The following is an 18,158-nucleotide window of genomic DNA, read 5'->3' as shown; positions in this document are numbered from 1 at the left end:
GGTCGGGGGAGAGAGCGGCGATCAGGCGGGGCGGAGCACCTTCGACTGCGGGCCCGGCGGCGCGATCGGCCCTGGATCCCGCTGCGGTAGCGCATCGCCGGCGGCGCATCGACGGGAGAGCGCAGTGGCGACAAGCGGCTGCGAGCCTGGACGACGCGTTCGGTTCCGCTCCGGGGCGGCGGCGAGCGCACGGGGACAGCGGTGCACCCTCGGGGACAGCGGTGGACGGCTCCGAGCGAGCGCCCCCTCGGCCTGAGCGGCCGCCGTCAGGATCAGAGGGAGCGGCGTCCCGCGATGACGCCGGAGACGACGGCGAGGACGCCGAAGACGATCGCGACGACCGGCTGGCCGAGGTCCAGCCACGCCAGCGCGGCGGCGCCCATCACGAGCAGCTCGATCAGCGAGCGGCCGTAGACGTCGATCGCGAGGACCGCGCGCGGCGAGAGGAAGAGCGCCCAGACCAGCGCGGCGACCACCGGAGCGCCGATGCCGAGGACGATGTTCCACGGGAGGTCCCACGTCGCGAAGCCCCAGAGGGCGAAGGTCGCCAGCGCGACGAGCTCCAGGAGGAACCGGAGGATCGCGTTCGGGCCGATCCTGATGTCGGTGCCCGCGGTGTCCGCTCCTGCTCGATTCACGCCGACCATGCTAGCCGCCGGAGGTCAGCGGAAGATGATGGTGCGGGCCCCGTCGAGGAGCACCCGGTCCTCCGCGAACCACTTGACCGCCTGCGTGAGCGTGCGGCTCTCCTCGTCCTGCCCGATCGCCACGAGCTGAGCGACCGAGTGCGAGTGGTCCACGCGCACCACGTTCTGCTCGATGATCGGCCCCTCGTCGAGGTCGCTGGTGACGAAGTGCGCGGTCGCCCCGATCAGCTTGACGCCGCGGGCGTGCGCCTGCTTGTAGGGGTTCGCGCCCTTGAAGCCCGGCAGGAACGAGTGGTGGATGTTGATGGCGCGGCCGGCCAGTCGCGCGCAGAGCTCGGGGGAGAGGATCTGCATGTAGCGCGCCAGGACCACGAGCTCGACGTCGTGCTCCTCGACGACCTCCAGCACGCGCTCCTCGAACCCGCGCTTCGACTCCGGCGAGACCACGGGTCGCGACTCGAAGGGCACGCCGTAGAACTCGGCGAGGTCGCGAAGGCTGCCGTGGTTGGACAGGATCATCGGGATGTCCACCGCGAGCTGCCCGGCGCGCTGGCGGAAGAGCAGGTCGTTGACGCAGTGCGCGGCGGTGGAGGCGAGGACGAGGGTGCGCAGCGGCCGGCCGACGACGTCGAGGCGCCAGGTCATCCCGTAGTGCTCCGTGATCGGCAGCAGGGCGGCGGCGAACTCCTCGCGGCTGATCGGCGACTCCACCTGCAGGCGCATGAAGAAGCGGCCGGTGTCGGCGCTCGAGAACTGCTGGCTCTCGGTGATGTTGCCGCGGGCCTGGACGACGGCACCGGACACGGCGTGCACGATGCCCGGCTGGTCGGGGCAGGCGAAGGTCAGGGTCCAGTGGTTTCCCGCGGGCCGGGCGCCGGACCACGCGGCGTCGCTGCCCGTCGGACGGGTGCTCGCGGGGGCGGGCCGGGGAGTCGCGGACGCGGCGGGTTCGGGCTGCATCCGCCCAGGATAACGGTGGGGCACGGGGCGGTCCGCGCGCCTCAGCCCGCGTCGACGGACACGACGGCGACGGGTCCCGTCCGCCCGTCCGGGGAGGAGTAGCGGACGCCGATCGTGTGCCTCCCGGGACCGACCTCCAGGGTCGCGGCGAGGACGGGGGCTCCGGGAGCGAGGGACCGCACCTGCCCGCCGTCGACCAGGAGGTCGAGGCCGTCCGCGTCGGGATCGGCGAGCACGAGCACGCCGACCGCGCCCCCGCTCGACGCGGCCCGGGCGAGGAGCACCGGAGCGCGCAGGTCGACCGTCTCGGGGGCGCTGACTCCTGCGGCGGTGCGCGCCAGCACCGTGGTCCTGCCCGCGGGGAGGGGGAGCGCCGGCGCGGTCCAGGAGCCGTCGGCGTCGGCGGTGGCGGAGCCCACGCAGCGTCCGTCGGAGGCGTCCTCGAGGAGCACCTCGGCGCCGGGCGCGGCGGTGCCCCGGGCATCGGGCAGCAGCCGGCCGTCGGTGTCGAGCGCGAGGGTCGGTGCGGCCGGAGCGGGAGGTGCGGCCGGAGTGGGAGGTGCGGCCGGAGTGGGGGTCGTGACCGGTGCGGGAGTCGAGACCGGAGCGGAGGTGCTCGGCGCCTCTGTCGGGACCGGCGCCGGAGTGCTCGGTACGTGCGTCGCTGCCGGAGCCGGAGTGTCCGGTGGGGGAGTCACGGTCGGAACAGGAACCGGGACCGGAGTGCTCGGTGCGGGGGTCGGGACCGGGACGGAGGGCAGGGCCGGGCCGCTGCCGATCGGGCCCGGCGCGGAGCCCCCGGTCGTGGCCCCCGGCGGCCCGGAGGGGGCCGGAGCCTCGGGGACGGCGGGCTTGGGCGCCGGTGCCGCGCTGCCGGTCACGGCGGGGCGGGACGGGGCGGGCTCGGCGGCAGGAGTCGGGGAGGCGGTCGCCTCGATCCCTCTCGACGCCGGTGCGCCGACGGGATCGGAGGACGGCTCCCGCTGCGGCGGACGTCCCGTCCTCCCGTGGGTTGCGCGCGTCGCTCCGGCATCGTCCGACGCATCCCCTCCGGCCACGGTCGGCACCGTGCTCCTCGGAGCAGCGCCGGAACCCCTGGACCGCCCCGCCGGATCGCCGTCCGCTGCACTCGTCCGGTCCGCGGCCTCCGGGTCCGTCTCCGGTCGGTCGGCGCTCGCCGCCGCTCCTCCGCTCGACGCCGGCGCAGCCGCCTCGGCCGTTGCGCGCTCGTCCACCCGCGCGGAGGCGTCCTCCGCCGCCACGAGCGCGCCGCCCCCGTTCCCGGACAGCAGCACCACCGCGCCGACGACTCCCGTGACCGCGAGTGCCGCCGCAGCGGACGCGGCGACGACCACTCCTGTTCCGCTGCCCGCTCTCGACGCCCTTACCGCCGATGCGCGGACCGCGCTCGACGCCCGGACCGCGCTCGGCAGCGGACCGGAGGCCGCGCCGGAGCCCCCGCCCGCCGCCCAGGCGGCTGCGCCGCTCACCCCGGCGGTCAGCGGCAGCAGCACCGACGCGAGGCGGCGCGCAGTGCTCTCGGCCTCCGCCAGCGCCTCCCGGCAGGAGAGGCACCCGTCCATGTGCCGGTCGATGCGGTGCCTGTCCCGGACGGGGACGCGTCCTCGCGCGTACGTCCCCGCCCGCTCGAGCACCCACTCGCACTCGCCCGTCGCCGAGGCGTCCGTCACGTGCTCCCGGATCCACGCGGATCGCAGCCCCTCCCGCGCCCGCACCCCGAGCGCTGCGACCGCATTGGGCCGCAGGCCCATCAGCGGCGCGGCGGCGGCGGGGGACAGGCCCTCCACCTCCGTGTACCAGAGCACCTCCTGCCAGCGCGGCGGCAGCGCCCGGAACGCGCGCGCGCCCAGGTCGCGCTCGAGGGCGGCGAGGGCGCGCGCCTCGGGATCGGGGCCGGCAGAGGGGAGGGCGCGGTCGGCCTCGTCGAACGGCCGCTCGTGCCGGTCCCGCCGGGCCCAGGACCCCGCGACGTTGCGGACGGCGGTGAAGAAGTAGGGGCGGAAGGCGCCCTCGGGTCCGCCGCCGCGCTCGATCGCCCGCAGGACGCGGAGGAACGCCTCCGAGACCAGGTCGTCGGGGTCGGAGCTGCTCGCCCACGCCCGGGCCACGGTGCGCCCGGCCGAGGAGTGGCGGCGCCAGAGCTCGGAGACGGCGTCGGTGCGGCCCTCCCGGACCAGCGCGACGAGCTCCTCGTCGCTGCGGCCGTCGACGCGCTCGGAGCGGCGTCGAGGACCCACGGCGACGCCCTCCCTCCCGGTCCCGCGCCGGGACCGCCCGAGGGATCGTCGCACGATCGCGCGTGCCCGCCCCCGGGTGGCGCGACTCCCGCGCCACCCGGCCCGCTTGCTAGAGTGAGCCCGCCGCGACTGGCGTTCGGATGGGTGACCATCAGGGAGCGGCACCTCCTCCGGGGCAGCGCCCCGGACACTTTTCCCGCCGCACGCCTGGGCTGGAACGGATACCGTAGATCGGGTCGCCCGAACGAGCCGTGTCGCGCCGCAGCGACCTGCCGGGCCCCTTCCGTTTCCCAGCCAAGGAGCGTCCGTGTCCTCTTCCCCCGCCAGCCCCGGCGTCGCCGCCTCGTTCGACCAGCCCGTGTCGGTGGTCGACCCCGAGATCGCCGCCGTGCTCCAGCAGGAGCTCGACCGCCAGCGCGGCTACCTCGAGATGATCGCGAGCGAGAACTTCGTGCCGCGCGCGATCCTCGAGTCGCAGGGCTCCGTCCTGACCAACAAGTACGCCGAGGGCTACCCCGGCCGCCGCTACTACGGCGGCTGCGAGTACGTCGACATCGCCGAGCAGCTCGCGATCGACCGCGCCAAGGCCCTCTTCGGCGCCGAGTTCGCCAACGTCCAGCCGCACTCCGGAGCCTCCGCCAACGCCGCGGCGCTCGCCGCGCTCGTGCAGCCCGGAGACACCATCCTCGGCCTCGAGCTCGCGCACGGCGGCCACCTGACCCACGGCATGAAGCTGAACTTCTCGGGCAAGCTCTACAACGCGACCGCGTACGGCGTCGACCCGCAGACCTTCCGCATCGACATGGACGCGGTCCGCGAGAAGGCCCTCGAGGTCCGCCCGCAGGTGCTCATCGCCGGCTGGTCCGCCTACCCCCGTCAGCTCGACTTCGAGGCGTTCCGCGCCATCGCCGACGAGGTCGGCGCGAAGCTCTGGGTCGACATGGCCCACTTCGCCGGCCTCGTGGCGGCGGGGCTGCACCCGTCGCCGGTGCCCTACGCCGACGTCGTGACCACCACCGTCCACAAGACGCTGGCCGGCCCGCGCTCGGGGCTCATCCTCGCGAAGCAGGAGTACGCGAAGAAGCTGAACTCGGCCGTCTTCCCCGGCCAGCAGGGCGGCCCGCTCATGCACGTTATCGCCGCGAAGGCGACCGCGTTCAAGCTCGCCGGCGAGCCCGAGTTCGCCGATCGCCAGGCACGCACCATCCGCGGCGCGCAGATCCTCGCCGAGCGCCTCACGGCGGCCGACTCGAAGGCCGAGGGCATCGACGTCCTGACCGGCGGCACGGACGTCCACCTCGTCCTCGCCGACCTGCGCGACTCGCCGTTGGACGGCAAGCAGGCCGAGGACCGCCTCCACGAGGTCGGCATCACGGTCAACCGCAACGCCGTGCCGTTCGACCCCCGCCCGCCGATGGTCACCTCGGGCCTGCGCATCGGCACGCCGGCGCTCGCGACGCGCGGCTTCGGCGACACGGAGTTCACCGAGGTCGCCGACGTCATCGCCGAGGCGCTCAAGCCCTCGGCCGACCTCGAGGCGCTGCGCGGCCGTGTCGCCCGCCTCACCGACGACTTCCCGCTCTACCCCGGGCTGTAGTCGATTTGCTGCACCACCCGCGCGGCGGAGGACGGGGCACCGCCCCCCTCCGCCGCGCCACGACCGAGGAGCCCGAGATGACGGCACAGGTACTCGACGGCGTCGCGACGGCGACGGCGGTCAAGACGGAGATCGCGGAGCGGGTCGCCGCTCTGCGCGAGCGGGGCGTCGTGCCCGGGCTCGGCACGCTGCTGGTGGGGGACGATCCCGCCTCCCGCTCGTACGTCGCGGGCAAGCACCGCGACTGCGCGGAGGTCGGGATCGAGTCGATCCGCGTGGACCTCCCCGCGACCGCGTCGGCGGACGACATCCGCGCCGCCATCCGGCAGCTCAACGACTCGGAGGCCGTGACCGGGTACATCATCCAGCTCCCGCTGCCGAAGGGCATCGACGAGAACGCGATGCTCGAGCTCATGGATCCGGACAAGGACGCCGACGGCCTGCACCCCACCAACCTCGGCCGCCTGGTGCTCGGCGTCGAGGGTGAGCTGGACAGCCCGCTGCCCTGCACGCCGAACGGGATCGTCGAGATGCTGCAGCGCCACGGCATCCCGACCTCGGGCCGGCATGTCGTCGTCGTGGGCCGCGGGCTCACCGTCGGCCGTCCGCTCGGGCTCCTGCTCACGCGGAAGGGCCTCGACGCCACCGTGACCCTCACCCACTCCCGCACGGCCGATCTCGCCGCGGAGGTGCGCCGCGCCGACATCGTGGTGGCCGCCGTGGGCGTGCCCGGGCTCATCCGCGCCGACTGGGTGAAGCCCGGCGCCGCCGTGCTCGACGTGGGCATCACGCGGGTCGAGAACCCGGAGACGGGCCGCGCGAAGCTGACGGGCGACGTCGCACCGGAGGTGGCGGAGGTCGCGGGCTGGCTCTCGCCCGTGCCCGGCGGCGTCGGCCCGATGACGCGCGCGATGCTCATCCACAACGTGGTGACGGCGGCCGAGCGCGCCCTGCGCTGACCGGTCCCGCGCCACAGGACCCGCGCCGGACCGCGCTCGGGGGCGACGTCCAGTCGCCTGCCGGTAGCGTGGCCCGGCGCTCTCGCGTCCCCCACCCCGTCGGACACGTCCTCGGAGCGCGCCCCGCCCCACGAGGAGAACCCATGCTCACCGTCACCGCCTACGCCGCCCCCTCCGCGACCGAGCCGCTCGTCCCCACCACCATCGAGCGCCGCGACGTCGGACCGCACGACGTGCTCATCGAGATCGCCTACTCCGGCATCTGCCACTCCGACATCCACACCGTCCGCGGAGACTGGGGTCCGGTGGCGTACCCGCTGACCGTCGGCCACGAGATCGTCGGCGTCGTCGCCGAGGTCGGCTCCGAGGTCACCAAGCACTCCGTCGGCGACCGCGTCGGCGTCGGCTGCATGGTGAACTCCTGCCGCGAGTGCGAGAACTGCCTCGCGGGCGAGGAGCAGTACTGCCTGAAGGGCAACACCGGCACCTACGCCTCCGTCGACCGCGACGGCACCATCACCCAGGGCGGCTACTCCACGCACGTCGTCGTCGTCGAGGATTTCGTGCTCCGCGTGCCGGAGTCGATCCCCTACGAGGCCGCTGCTCCGCTGCTGTGCGCGGGCATCACGACCTACTCGCCGCTCTCGCACTGGGAGGCGGGCCCCGGCAAGCGGGTGGCCGTCGTCGGCCTCGGCGGGCTCGGCCACATGGCAGTCAAGTTCGCGCACGCGATGGGCGCCGAGGTCACCGTGCTCTCGCAGACCCTCAGCAAGAAGGAGGACGGCCTCCGTCTGGGCGCCGACCACTACTACGCGACGCGCGACGAGGCGACCTTCACCGATCTCGCGAACACCTTCGACCTGATCGTCAACACGGTCAGCGCGCCCCTCGACCTCGACGCCTACCTGGGGCTCCTGCGCCGCAACGGCACGATGGTGAACGTGGGCGCTCCGGCCGAGGCGCTGCCGCTGCACGTCTTCACGCTCTTCGGCGCCCGTCGCTCCTTCGCGGGCTCGGGCATCGGCGGCATCCGCGAGACCCAGGAGATGCTCGACTTCTGCGCCGAGAAGGGCATCGCGAGCGAGGTCGAGGTCGTCTCGGCGTCGCAGATCAACGAGGCCTACGAGCGCGTCCTCGCCTCGGACGTCCGCTACCGCTTCGTGATCGACGCCTCCACGTTCGAGAAGTGAGGGCGGCCGGGGCGCTAGCCTCGGCGGCATGAGCGAACGGAGCCACCCGGCCGTCGACCGCGTCCTCGCCGACCTCGACCGGCACGGCGTGCACCCGACCGTGCGCTGGCTCGATTCGGCCGCGTCGACGGCGGCACTGGCGGCCGAGGCGCTGGGCGTCGACGTCGGCCAGATCGCCAACTCGCTCGTGTTCCTGATCGACGGTGCGCCGCTGCTGGTCCTGACCAGCGGCGGCCACCGCGTCGACACCGCCTGGCTGGGCGTGCAGCTGGGCGGATCGATCACCCGGGCGCCGGCCGCGGAGGTGAAGTCCGCGACGGGCCAGACGATCGGCGGGATCGCGCCGGTGGGCCATCCCGCGCCGCTGCGCACCGTGGTCGACACGGCCCTCGCCGCCTACGACGTGGTCTGGGCTGCGGCCGGGCACGCGCACACCGTCTACCCGACGAGCTTCGCCGAGCTGGTCCGGGTCACCGGGGGAGAATCGCGCGCCGTCGTTCCGCCGGATCCGGCGCCGTAGCGGCTGGACGAGGAACGCCCCCTGCGACGCGAGGTCGCAGGGGGGCGTCGACGGGAGCAGAGGTCAGAGCACGCGACCCGCGCCGTCGGCGGCCGTGACCAGGAAGAGCTCCGGAGTCGCGAAGCCCTTCTCGGCGAAGGCGGCGAGGACCGCGGCGCGGACCTCCTCCTCCTTCTCCACCGGCGTGAGGGCGATCGCGGAGCCGCCGAAGCCGCCGCCGGTCATCCGGGCGCCGATCGCTCCGGCGCCGCGCGCCGCCTCGACGGCGGTGTCGAGCTCGGGCACCGAGATCTCGAAGTCGTCGCGGAGTGAGACGTGGCCGGCGTCGAGCAGATCGCCGATCGCCCGGGGACCGTGCTCGCGCAGGGTGCGGACGGTCTCGAGCACGCGGGCGTCCTCGGTCACGACGTGCTTCACGCGCCGGTAGGTGACGTCGTCGAGGAGCTCCTGGGCGCGCGGCAGGTCGTCGACCGTCAGCTCGCGGAGCGACGGCACGCCGAGGGTCGCGGCGCCGAGCTCGCAGGAGGCGCGCCGCTCGGCGTAGCCGCCGGTGGCGTGCGCGTGCTCGACGCGGGTGTCGACGACGAGCAGGACGAGCCCGGCCTCCTCGAACCCGAGGGGGACGACCTCGGTGTCGAGGCTGCGGCAGTCCAGGAACACCGCGGCGTCGCGCTTCCCGAAGAGGGAGGCGGACTCGTCCATGATCCCGGTGGGGGCGCCGACCGCGACGTTCTCGGCGCGACGACCGACGCGGGCCATCGTCGCGCGGTCGAAGCCGAGGTGCCAGAGCTCGTCGAGGGCGACGGCCATCGCGCACATCAGCGCCGCCGAGCTCGAGAGCCCCGCGCCGACCGGCACGTCGGAGTCGACGTACGCGTCGAAGCCCGAGCGGGAGCCCAGGTCGACGCCGTACTCGGTGAGCGCCCAGACCACGCCGAGCGGGTAGGCCGACCAGCCGGTCACGGCACCGGGGCCGAGCTCGTCGAGAGCGACCTCGACCACCTCGGGGGAGAAGGCGCTGCTGATCCGGATCAGGCGGTCCTCCCTCGGAGCGACGGCCATCGCCGTGGCGCGGTCGATCGCGAAGGGGAAGACGAAGCCGTCGTTGTAGTCGGTGTGCTCGCCGATCAGGTTCACGCGGCCGGGGCCGGCCCAGACGCCCGCGGCAGGGCGGCCGAAGGTGCGCTCGAAGGCGGCGGCCGCGCTCTCGGCGACGGCGGTCAGGGAGGCGGGAGCGGCGGTCATCGGTTCTCCTCGGCGATGTCGGCGGCGGTGGTGGCGGGAGTGGCGGCGCCGCCGGGAAGCGAGTCGTCGCTGTGCGCGGCGACCGGCAGCGCCGCGTCGGGGCGCTGTGCGATCCCGGCCTCGAGCACGGCCGCGTCGGCCCGCTCGATCGCCGCGCGCAGGGCCGCGGCGCTCGTCTCGGGGGCGATGTCGCCGATCCAGGCGCCCATCGCGGCCTCGCTCCCCGCGAGGTACTTGAGCTTCGTCTCGGCGCGGCGGGGCGAGGTGATCTGGAGCATCAGGCGCACCTCGTCGCGGCGCTCGTGCACCGGGGCCTGGTGCCAGGCGGCGATGTAGGGCGTCGGGGTGTCGTAGAGGGCGTCGATGCCGCGGAGCAGGCGCTGGTACATCGCAGCCAGCTCGTCGCGCTCCTCCGGGGTGGTCGCCGCCAGGTCCGGGACGTGGCGGTGCGGCAGGAGGTGCACCTCGACCGGCCAGCGCGCGGCGAACGGCACGAACGCGGTGAAGTGCTCGCCGCGGAGGAGGACGCGCTCGCCGGCCTGCTCGAAGGCGAGGACGTCGGCGAACATCGACGGCCCGTAGCTGTCGAGCGAGGCGAGCAGGCGGGTCGTGCGCGGCGTGACGTAGGGGTAGGAGTAGATCTGCCCGTGGGGGTGGTGCAGCGTGACGCCGATCGCCTCGCCGCGGTTCTCGAACGGGAACACCTGCTGCACGCCGGGAAGGGCCGAGAGGGCGCCTACGCGGTCGGCCCAGGCCTCGACCACGGTCCGGGCGCGGGAGGCGCTGAGCGTGGCGAACGAGCCCTCGTGCTCGGGGCTGAAGCAGACGACCTCGCAGCGGCCGACGCTGGTCAGCGTCCGGCCGAGCCCGAGGGTGCGCAGGTCCTCCAGGGAGGCGGGCGCGTCCGCGTCCTCGAGGAGCGGGCCGAAGGAGGGGGAGCGGTTCTCGAAGACGGCGACGTCGTAGCGGCTGGGCACCTCCGACGGGTTCGTCGGCGACGCCGGGGCGAGCGGATCGAGCTCGGCCGGCGGCAGGAACACGCGGTTCTGGCGCGACGCGGCGATGGAGACCCACTCGCCGGTCAGCACGTCCTGGCGCATCCGCGCGGTGGCGGGGCGGGGGTCGAGGTGGCGTGCGTCGGCGGTGCGCTCCGGGGGGAGGGTCGTGTCGGCGTCGTCGAAGTAGAGGAGCTCGCGGCCGTCGGCCAGCGTGTGCCGGCGCTTGACGACGCCGGCGGAGAGTGTGATCGCTTCGTTCATGGCAGGAGTCAGACTAGGGCCGCACCTTCGAAAAGGAAAGCTCGTTTTCCCTTTGACAAGTCCACCGGCCCGCGGGCACGATGGGCGGATGAGGACGGACGGCGAGCAGGAGTCCACGTCGGCGATCGAGCGCCGGCTGCGGCTGCGTCTGGCCGCCGAGAGCTCGGGCTTCGTCGGGGTCGCCCCGATGGCCGACATGCTCGGGGTCTCGGTCGTCACCGTCCGCTCCGATCTCGCCCTGCTCGCGAGCGAGGGCGTCCTCCAGCGGGTGCGCGGCGGGGCGATCCCGGCGCCGAGACGCACCGGCGAGCGCTCGCTCGAGGAGGGCCTGAGCGCCGCCTCCGACGAGAAGGCCGCGATCGGCGAGGAGGCCGCCGCCTCCGTCTCCTCCGGGCAGAGCATCGTGCTCGACGTGGGCACCACACCGCTCGCCATCGCGCACGCGCTCGTGGCGCGGGAGGAGCTGCGCGACGTCACGGTGATCACGAACGGCCTCTCCACGGCGCTGGCGCTCGAGCCGGCCATCCCGCGCTTCACGGTCGTCGTCACCGGGGGCACTCTGCGGCCGCTGCAGCACTCGCTGGTCGAGCCGCTGGCGTCCGAGCTACTCGAGCGGATCCGCGCCGACATCGCCTTCATCGGCTGCACCGGTGTGCACCCCGAGGCCGGCGTCACCAACGTCAACCTCCCCGAGGCGACCCTGAAGCGCCGGATGCTGCAGGCGGCGACCCGCCGGGTCGTGGTCGCGGACTCCTCGAAGCTCGGAGTGGTCGACCTCGGCCGGGTCGCCGCTCCCGACGAGTTCGACCGTCTGCTCACGGGGGCGGGGGCCGCCGACGGACTCGTCGCCGCTCTGGAGGAGGCGGGGCTCGCGGTCACCCGCTGCCGGACGCTCGGCGAGCGCGTCAGTCCGTAGGATCGAGGAATGGCCGACTTCACCCCCGCTCCCGCCACCGGGCGCCAGTTCCCGCTCGACCTCACCGCCGAGGGACGCACCCTGCACGCCGTCGTGACGGAGGTGGCCGCAGCGCTGCGCCACCTCTCGGTCGACGGAGTGGAGATCACCGCCTCCTACCCGGAGAGCACCGTCCCGCCGTTCGGCTCGGGCATCGTCCTGATGCCCTGGCCCAACCGCGTCAAGGACGGGCGCTGGCACCACCGCGGCGAGACGCTCCAGCTCGCGATCACCGAGCCGAAGTACCACAACGCCATCCACGGCCTCCTGGTGAGCACCCCGTACCGCCTCGTCGACCAGGGCCCGTCCTTCGTCGAGCTGGCCGCGCCGGTCGTGCCCCAGGCGGGCTACCCGTTCCACCTCGAGACCTCGGTCCGCTACGAGCTGCAGGCCGACGGACTGAAGGTCGTCCACCGCGTCGTCAACGTCGGAGCCGACGAGGCGCCCGTCGCCATCGGCACGCACCCCTTCCTCGCCATCGGCGACGTCCCGACCGACGAGCTCGAGATCACCGTCGACGCGGCGGTGCACATCGAGGTCGACGAGCGCCTCAACCCCACCGTGCAGAACCCGGTCGAGGGCACCGAGTGGGACCTCCGCTCCGGCCGCCGCATCGGCGACCTGGAGCTCGACGACGCCTGGGCCGACGTCCGGATGGTCGACGGCGAGAGCGTGCACGGCCTCCGCGCCGCGGACGGCCGCCGCGTGCTCCTCTGGGCCGACGCCTCGCACAACTTCATCCAGGTCTTCATCACCCGGATCTTCCCCGACGGCGACGACGTGAAGACCGCGATCGCCGTGGAGCCGATGACCGCTCCGGCAGAGGCGTTCAACAGCGGGCAGGGCCTGCGCTGGCTCGAGCCGGGCGAGGAGTGGACCGTCGCGTGGGGCATCCGCCACGAGGGGTTCCCCACCGCGTCATGACCACCCTCGCGGCCGTCGGGCGCGACGACGAGGCCAAGCGCGTCGCCCTCGTCCGGATGAAGCGGCTCGCCACGGGCCTGCTCGTGGTGATGGCCGTCGTCTTCGCCGTGTCGTTCGCCCTGCAGGAGCGCTACCCGTGGCTGCAGTGGGTCCGGGCCGCGAGCGAGGGCGGGATGGTCGGCGCGCTCGCCGACTGGTTCGCCGTGACCGCGCTGTTCCGGCGGCCGCTGGGCCTGCCGATCCCGCACACCGCGATCATCCCGACCAAGAAGGACGAGATCGGCGCGAGCCTCGCGCAGTTCGTCGAGGAGAACTTCCTCCGCGGCGCCATCGTGCGCGAGAAGCTCGACTCCTTCGGGATCGCCCGGCGGGCGGGGCTCTGGCTCGCCGAGCCGGAGAACGCGCACCGCGTCGGCGGCGAGAGCGCGGCGGCCGTCCGCTCGGCGATCGCCCTGCTGGACGATTCCGATGTGCAGCGCGTGATCGAGGCGCTGGCGCGGCGCCACCTCCTCGACCCGCAGTGGGGCCCGCCGCTGGGCTCGCTGGTGGGCACCGTGGTCGAGGCCGGCCACCACCGGCGCCTCGTGGACACGCTGGTCGAGCAGGCGGAGGAGTGGCTGACCGCGAACCCGCAGAGCTTCACCCGCATGGTCAGCGGCCGCCTGCCGAGCTGGCTGCCCTCCGCGGTCAGCCGGGCGGTGGACGAGCGGCTGTACCGCGAGGCTCTCGTCTTCGTCGCCGCGGTGCGCGAGGACCAGGTGCACCCGTTCCGGATCGCGATCGACGGCTACCTCGCCACGCTGGCGCAGGATCTGGGTACCGATCCCGACCTGATCGCCCGCGTCGAGGAGATCAAGAACCGCGCCTTCGACAGCCCGCGCGTCCGCGAGCTCGCGGGGGACGCCTGGGAGGCGACGAAGGCCTCGCTCCTCGGCGCGATGGACGACCCGTCGAGCCCCCTCCGCGGCAGCATCGAGTCGATCGTGGTCGATCTGGGCCGCCGGCTCTCGACCGACGCCGACCTCGCGGCGACCGTCGACTCCTGGATCGGATCGGTCGCGGCCAACCTGGTCGACCGCTACCGCACCGACATCGCCAGCATCATCGGCGACACCATCCACCGCTGGGACCCGCGCGAGACGTCCGAGAAGCTCGAGCTGCAGGTCGGGAAGGACCTCCAGTTCATCCGGATCAACGGCACCGTCGTGGGCTCCCTGGCCGGGCTGGTCATCTTCACCGTCGCGCACGCGCTGCTCGGCTCGTGAAGCGGGGCGCCCGGGCCCGCTCCGCAAGCCCTCGTCGGCGTCGGTGGTCGGGCGTACGGTCGCACCATGAGCGATGACAACACCACCGATCCCGATGTCAAGACCGAGGGCGACGTCCTCGGCGCCCGTGCCGACGACGGCAGCGACACCAGCGCCAGCAAGGACCCGTCCGACTGGGTCACCGGCGACGAGCCGATGACCGGCCCGCAGCGCAGCTACCTCGACACTCTCGCGCGCGAGGCGGGCGAGACCCTGCCCGCCGACCTCACCAAGGCCCAGGCCTCCGAGCACATCGACCGCCTGCAGTCCTCCACGGGCCGTGGCGACGGCAGCAACGGGCACGACTGATCCCGCCGGGGCGCCCCGGGGCTGAGCATCAGTCCCCGTCGGCGCCCCCGTCCGGGGCGCGCACACCGCGCCCCGGCGTCCCTAGGGTTCCGTCATGGCGATCTCCCGCACCACGCGCAACGCCCTCGACCTCATCGACGCGATCCGGATCCCCGGCCGCATCGATCCCCGTCTGGCCCGGCAGGTGACCCTGTCCCTCCGCCAGCTCCTCGAATCCGGAGCCTTCGGCCCGAGCGAGCGGCTCCTCCGCCGCCGCGCGAGGAGGCTCCGCTCCCGCACCCGCGAAGCGGCCGCGTTCCGGCAGACGCGCCCGGCCGGCTGCACCGTCCACCCCTGAGCCTGCTGAACGGAGCCGCTCCGCTGTGACCGGCGACGGGACAGACACTGTCCGCGCGGTCGTCTAGAGTTCCTGGCATCCGGTCCGCCGGATGCCCGCCGCAGTCTCCCGGCCGGTCGACAACGGAGTCGTCCCGGCGCGGGTCATCCCCCCGTTCGCGCGTCGAACGCCCCGCTGGTTCCAGCACCCCGCTCCCTCCTCGAGAAGGGACTCCCGCGATGACGACCCGCGTCTCGCACACCGCGACGACCGTCCGCCTCGTCCGCTGGTACCGGATCGACTCCGACTGGCTCTCGGAGGTCGTCACCGGCCGCCTGCTCGAGCACCAGGACGGCCGCTGGCGCCTGCTCGTCGGCGAGAAGGTCCGCGACTACCCGGATGAGGTGTGGTCGCTCTGCCACGAGTGACGCCGTCGCGGAGCACCGCGGCCCGGACGAGGCGTCAGAGGTAGAGGTAGTACGTCTTCGCGCAGTCCGTCGAGCAGAACGGGTCACGGCGGCGGGCCGGCCGGACGCGGCACGCCTCGCACAGCCGCGGCCGGCGCAGGAGGACGCGGAGGACGGTCAGCACCTCTGCACGGTAGTGCTGCGACCTGGCTGCGCCCTGGCACTGTCCGGAAAGCGCGACCAGGCGGTCGTGTGGTGGGCCCCGTCGGGCTCGAACCGACGACCCGCGGATTAAAAGTCCGCTGCTCTGCCAACTGAGCTAGAGGCCCGCGCGCTCCAGGGTAGCGGGCCGTCGGCGCCCCCGGAGCAGGTGCGGCCCGGAGCAGGTGCGGCCCGGAGCGCGGACGATCCCGGAGCGGACCGCGTCCTCCGCGCGGGCATACCCGCCCAGCCGCGGGCGTTACCCTCCTCGAACCCCCTACGGAGCGCGAGCGCGAGAGCGTCCGCGCGCACGACCGCGGAAGGCGGCCCCATGACAGACGGCTTCCACAAGCCGACCAAGTTCCCCTCCCACGTCTTCGAGGCGTTCCAGGGAGGAGAGGACCCGGCGCAGATCAGCCGCGTCGCCCACGAGACCGCGATCGCGCTGCTGAGCCGTGTCCGGAACGACCCCGACCCGGTGGTCATCGACCGCCTGGTCGAGTACACCGACCACAACGGCATCGACGCGCTCGCCGAGCTCTGGGCGCGCTCCAGCGCGGCGAGCCTGCCGGGCGCCCTCTGGCGGATCTACCTGCTGCGGCTGGTCATCCGGCAGGACCCGGAGAGCACGAGCTTCCTCTACCAGCGCGGAGTCGAGCTGTCCGCCACGATCGACCCGGTGGTCGCCGGAGCCAGCACTCCCACGGGGCCGGCCGAGATCACCGAGCTGGCCGACCGGATCCTCCGCGGCGTCTTCGACGGCGACTTCGCGGTGGCACTGGACCGCGCCGCGGCGTTCTGCCGCGTGAGCGCCTCCGGAGCCGTCTCGGTCGCCGACGACGTGGAGCCGGTGAACCCCGCCCGGGCGAGCGAGCTGACCACCCGCGCCCTGCGCCTCTCGACCACCGCGGCCGAGCTCGTGAGCTGCGCGCGGCTGTGGCGGAGCGACTCCCTGGAGTGACGCGCAACCCGCGTTCACCCACTGCGAACGCCGCTCGCCGCCACCGCGGAGGCCTTTGGTAGACTGGCGGAAGCCGGATCGCAGTAACCCCGGGCTCCACTTATAGCCGCTTCGAGCGGCCTCGCGCCGAGAGGCGTTCCTGCGGTCCGGCCCCTTCTCTGCTCGCATCGCCGCCACGGTGCGCGAGGCGAGGGCCCAGGAGGAGTCGATCCTCGCCCGAGTCCCCACAGACAGGCGCCAGCGGAATGAAGAACAGCAGAGCTCTCCGGATCGGCGCGCGCGTCTGGGCGGGGGCGGGGCTGCTGGTCGTCGCCGCCCTCTACCTCCTCGCCGCGCCGAGCGTCGACGACGCGGAGGGCGCCCAGTTCGCCGCGGGGGTCTCGCTCTCGCAGGGCACGGTGATGCGCGTCCTCGCGGTCCTCGACGTGCTCGCCGGGCTCTGGGTCCTCATCCGCCCGCGCAGCTATCCGGGCATCACCGCTGCGGCGGTGGCCGTGATCTCGCTCTGGCTGGCCCCCCGGCTGGGCGACCCCGCGCTCGTGCCGATCGGCCCGTTGGCGCTGGATGTCCGATTCGTGACGCATCCGATCGAGGTGTTGGTCGTCGTTGCAGGCCTGGCCGTGACAGCCTTCTGGATGACGCGGAATCTTTCAGCCCGGGCGCGGGCGAGGCGGGGCTGATGACGGACGACACCACAGCGGAGGCGGCTGTCCTCCTCGAGCGCATCGCCGGGGGAGAGCAGGCCGCGTTCGCCGCGCTCTACGACCAGATGGCCGGCCGGGTCCTCGGCCTGATCATCCGCGTCCTCGTCGACCGCTCCCAGTCCGAGGAGGTGGCCCAGGAGGTCTTCCTCGAGATCTGGCAAACCGCTGGGCGTTTCGCTCCGAATAAAGGAAGCGCGACGACCTGGATCCTCACGATGGCACACCGCAGGGCCATCGACAGGGTCCGCGCGGCTCAAGCCGGCCGTGATCGGGACATGCGCATCGGAATCCGAGACCTCGGACGCGACTACGACCAGGTCTCCGAGCAGGCGGAGGTGTCCCTCGAGCACGAGAAGGTCGCGGCCGCCATGGGTCGCCTGACGGAACTGCAGCGGCAGGCGCTGCAGCTCGCTTACTACGGCGGATACTCGCACAGCGAGATCGCGGGGATCCTGCAGTGCCCCGTGGGAACCGTCAAGACACGCCTGCGTGACGGAATGATCAGACTTCGAGAAGAGATGGGGGTGGCCCTGTGAACGATGTGCGACTCCCCGACGGGATGGACGACCCGCGCGATCTCGCGGCGGGTCACGCACTGGGCATCCTGACGCCCGAGGAGCAGGAGCGCTACGAGCGCTTCCTCTCCGAGCACCCGGAGGCGCGCGGCGAGGCCGACGCGTTCGCCGAGGTGGCGGAGGCGCTGGTCGCCGACGCACCCGCCGTGGAGCCCTCGCCGGGCTTCAAGGCCGACCTGATGGCGCTCATCGCCACCACTCCGCAGCTGCCGCTGGAGGAGCCCGACGAGGACCGCGAGGCGCCCGCCGCGCCCCGTCTGGTCCCCGTCGCCTCCGAGGGCGAGCGGAGCGGTCCGACGGCTCGCCGGGACGGTGGCGGCAGCGCCGCGAACCGCGCCCGGAGCCGCTGGTTCGCCCGCCCCGCGGTCTACCTCTCGGCTGCCGCGGCCGCCGCGGTGATCGTGGTCGGCGGAGTGACCCTTCCGCCGCTGCTCTCGTCCGGCCCCGGCCAGACGCAGCAGCAGACGGCTCTGGAGCAGATCCGCAGCGCCGCCGACGCGCAGGAGACGACCGGCACGGTCGCCACCGGCGAGCAGGCGACGCTGGTCTGGTCGAGCTCGCTCGGCCGCTCCGCCCTCGTGGTGGACGACCTGGCGCCGCTGCCGGAGGACAAGACCTACGAGCTCTGGTACATCGGCTCGTCCGGTCCGGTCGCCGCAGGGACGTTCGACGGGGGAGAGGGCAGCACCGTGGCCCCGCTCGAGGGGAGCCTGACCGAGGGCGGAGTCGTCGCCGTGACGGTCGAGGACGCCGGCGGCTCGCCGACTCCGACCACCGATCCGATACTGGCGATCGACATCGCCTGACGGCCCGAACACGAGAAGAGCCGCACTCCCATGACGGAGTGCGGCTCTTCTCGTTCCCGGA

20 protein-coding genes and 1 tRNA gene are annotated in these 18,158 nt (G+C 73.7%); 14 read left to right on the top strand and 7 right to left on the bottom strand.

The features are described from left to right. Positions 1-272: 272 nt before the first annotated feature. From C5B93_RS02480 to C5B93_RS17085, 3 genes are read right to left on the bottom strand one after another with little or no spacing between them, the layout of a single operon-like run. Positions 273-638, bottom strand: a complete 366-nt coding sequence (locus C5B93_RS02480) for a YrdB family protein (RefSeq protein ID WP_258065485.1) — start codon at positions 636-638, stop codon at positions 273-275. A gap of 24 nt (positions 639-662) precedes the next feature. Further along, on the bottom strand, positions 663-1,607 hold the full coding sequence (gene purU, locus C5B93_RS02475) for a formyltetrahydrofolate deformylase (RefSeq protein WP_104224944.1): 945 nt from the start codon (positions 1,605-1,607) through the stop codon (positions 663-665). A gap of 41 nt (positions 1,608-1,648) precedes the next feature. Further along, positions 1,649-3,865, bottom strand: a complete 2,217-nt coding sequence (locus C5B93_RS17085; RefSeq protein WP_181068296.1) for a sigma-70 family RNA polymerase sigma factor — start codon at positions 3,863-3,865, stop codon at positions 1,649-1,651. 307 nt (positions 3,866-4,172) lie between these two features. Between C5B93_RS17085 and glyA the strand changes: the two genes are divergently transcribed. From glyA to C5B93_RS02450, 4 genes are all read left to right on the top strand, one after another. After that, positions 4,173-5,462 (top strand): serine hydroxymethyltransferase, encoded by a 1,290-nt coding sequence (gene glyA, locus C5B93_RS02465; RefSeq protein ID WP_104224723.1) that lies wholly within the window; start codon positions 4,173-4,175, stop codon positions 5,460-5,462. A gap of 77 nt (positions 5,463-5,539) precedes the next feature. Next, the gene (locus C5B93_RS02460; RefSeq protein ID WP_104227279.1) at positions 5,540-6,421 is read left to right on the top strand and encodes a bifunctional methylenetetrahydrofolate dehydrogenase/methenyltetrahydrofolate cyclohydrolase; all 882 of its coding nucleotides are present in this window, start codon (positions 5,540-5,542) and stop codon (positions 6,419-6,421) included. A gap of 143 nt (positions 6,422-6,564) precedes the next feature. After that, on the top strand, positions 6,565-7,611 hold the full coding sequence (locus C5B93_RS02455) for an NAD(P)-dependent alcohol dehydrogenase (RefSeq protein WP_104233905.1): 1,047 nt from the start codon (positions 6,565-6,567) through the stop codon (positions 7,609-7,611). A gap of 28 nt (positions 7,612-7,639) precedes the next feature. Continuing rightward, positions 7,640-8,131, top strand: a complete 492-nt coding sequence (locus C5B93_RS02450; protein WP_104233904.1) for a YbaK/EbsC family protein — start codon at positions 7,640-7,642, stop codon at positions 8,129-8,131. A 63-nt stretch (positions 8,132-8,194) separates the two neighbouring features. On the opposite strand, the gene galK is transcribed toward C5B93_RS02450, so the two are convergent. Next, positions 8,195-9,376, bottom strand: a complete 1,182-nt coding sequence (galK, locus tag C5B93_RS02445) for a galactokinase (protein WP_104233903.1) — start codon at positions 9,374-9,376, stop codon at positions 8,195-8,197. Next, positions 9,373-10,635: a galactose-1-phosphate uridylyltransferase gene (gene galT / locus C5B93_RS02440; protein WP_104291663.1), complete on the bottom strand. Its 1,263-nt coding sequence runs from the start codon at positions 10,633-10,635 to the stop codon at positions 9,373-9,375. The genes galK and galT overlap by 4 nt, the downstream gene beginning before the upstream one ends. An 88-nt stretch (positions 10,636-10,723) precedes the next feature. On the opposite strand from galT, the gene C5B93_RS02435 reads away from it, so the two are divergent. The 6 genes from C5B93_RS02435 to C5B93_RS02410 all read left to right on the top strand — a co-directional run bounded on the left by C5B93_RS02435 (position 10,724) and on the right by C5B93_RS02410 (position 14,871). Then, a complete protein-coding gene (locus C5B93_RS02435; RefSeq protein ID WP_104233901.1) occupies positions 10,724-11,551 on the top strand; it encodes a DeoR/GlpR family DNA-binding transcription regulator in 828 nt (275 codons plus the stop codon). 9 nt (positions 11,552-11,560) lie between these two features. Then, positions 11,561-12,514: an aldose 1-epimerase family protein gene (locus C5B93_RS02430; protein ID WP_104233900.1), complete on the top strand. Its 954-nt coding sequence runs from the start codon at positions 11,561-11,563 to the stop codon at positions 12,512-12,514. Then, positions 12,511-13,779 carry a DUF445 domain-containing protein gene (locus tag C5B93_RS02425; RefSeq protein WP_104233899.1) on the top strand — a complete coding sequence of 423 codons (1,269 nt, stop codon included), beginning with the start codon at positions 12,511-12,513 and terminating at the stop codon, positions 13,777-13,779. The genes C5B93_RS02430 and C5B93_RS02425 overlap by 4 nt, the downstream gene beginning before the upstream one ends. A 66-nt stretch (positions 13,780-13,845) precedes the next feature. After that, positions 13,846-14,127: a DUF3072 domain-containing protein gene (locus C5B93_RS02420; protein ID WP_104224714.1), complete on the top strand. Its 282-nt coding sequence runs from the start codon at positions 13,846-13,848 to the stop codon at positions 14,125-14,127. A 94-nt stretch (positions 14,128-14,221) separates the two neighbouring features. Then, positions 14,222-14,464 (top strand): hypothetical protein, encoded by a 243-nt coding sequence (locus C5B93_RS02415; protein WP_104273395.1) that lies wholly within the window; start codon positions 14,222-14,224, stop codon positions 14,462-14,464. Positions 14,465-14,682: 218 nt separating this feature from the next. Continuing rightward, positions 14,683-14,871: a hypothetical protein gene (locus C5B93_RS02410; protein WP_104224712.1), complete on the top strand. Its 189-nt coding sequence runs from the start codon at positions 14,683-14,685 to the stop codon at positions 14,869-14,871. 34 nt (positions 14,872-14,905) lie between these two features. On the opposite strand, the gene C5B93_RS17575 is transcribed toward C5B93_RS02410, so the two are convergent. Together C5B93_RS17575 and C5B93_RS02405 are read right to left on the bottom strand one after the other, a co-directional pair. Then, the gene (locus C5B93_RS17575) at positions 14,906-15,034 is read right to left on the bottom strand and encodes a hypothetical protein (protein WP_258059535.1); all 129 of its coding nucleotides are present in this window, start codon (positions 15,032-15,034) and stop codon (positions 14,906-14,908) included. Positions 15,035-15,103: 69 nt separating this feature from the next. Next, positions 15,104-15,179, bottom strand: a tRNA-Lys gene (locus C5B93_RS02405). Between the two features lie 203 nt (positions 15,180-15,382). On the opposite strand from C5B93_RS02405, the gene C5B93_RS02400 reads away from it, so the two are divergent. The 4 genes from C5B93_RS02400 (at position 15,383) to C5B93_RS02385 (ending at position 18,097) form a co-directional block, all read left to right on the top strand. Further along, positions 15,383-16,012 carry a DNA-directed RNA polymerase subunit beta gene (locus C5B93_RS02400; protein ID WP_104227273.1) on the top strand — a complete coding sequence of 210 codons (630 nt, stop codon included), beginning with the start codon at positions 15,383-15,385 and terminating at the stop codon, positions 16,010-16,012. Between the two features lie 245 nt (positions 16,013-16,257). Continuing rightward, the gene (locus C5B93_RS17080; protein WP_104291662.1) at positions 16,258-16,692 is read left to right on the top strand and encodes a hypothetical protein; all 435 of its coding nucleotides are present in this window, start codon (positions 16,258-16,260) and stop codon (positions 16,690-16,692) included. Further along, on the top strand, positions 16,692-17,252 hold the full coding sequence (gene sigK / locus C5B93_RS02390; RefSeq protein WP_104224709.1) for an ECF RNA polymerase sigma factor SigK: 561 nt from the start codon (positions 16,692-16,694) through the stop codon (positions 17,250-17,252). The genes C5B93_RS17080 and sigK overlap by 1 nt, the downstream gene beginning before the upstream one ends. Next, positions 17,249-18,097: an anti-sigma factor domain-containing protein gene (locus C5B93_RS02385; protein ID WP_146078416.1), complete on the top strand. Its 849-nt coding sequence runs from the start codon at positions 17,249-17,251 to the stop codon at positions 18,095-18,097. The genes sigK and C5B93_RS02385 overlap by 4 nt, the downstream gene beginning before the upstream one ends. Positions 18,098-18,158 lie beyond the last annotated feature (61 nt).

Origin of the sequence: Rathayibacter sp. AY1A2 (assembly GCF_002930935.1) — a bacterium.
Taxonomy (GTDB): Bacteria; Actinomycetota; Actinomycetes; order Actinomycetales; family Microbacteriaceae; genus Rathayibacter.
This window is presented reverse-complemented; position numbering and strand designations above follow the sequence as displayed.